General features: G+C 34.0%; 1 protein-coding gene. It reads right to left on the bottom strand.

All coding sequences use genetic code 11. The features are described 5' to 3' along the window. A partial coding sequence (locus tag P8629_RS12535) for a hypothetical protein (RefSeq protein ID WP_278166422.1) occupies nt 1–244 on the bottom strand: 244 nt, incomplete at both ends.

Genomic DNA, 244 nt, shown 5'->3' with positions numbered 1-244 from the left:
CACCATTCCTACGAAAAAGAATACAAAAAATACATTAGTAACTTCCCAAACAGGATTGAGATAACGTGCGACAAGGTGATTAATTTTTTTATCTTGTTTAGTAATTTTTGCATGAAGTGTAAAAAGCACTGACACAACTGATAAAAATACTACTGCCCAAGAATACGGACTTAAAATAAGCTGTACCCAGTCCAAATCTAAATTGTTACTTGAACCAGTAATGTAGCCACCTTCAGAAATCGTC

The organism is Hydrogenovibrio sp. 3SP14C1 (genome assembly GCF_029625905.1).
GTDB lineage: Bacteria > Pseudomonadota > Gammaproteobacteria > Thiomicrospirales > Thiomicrospiraceae > Hydrogenovibrio.
This window is presented reverse-complemented; position numbering and strand designations above follow the sequence as displayed.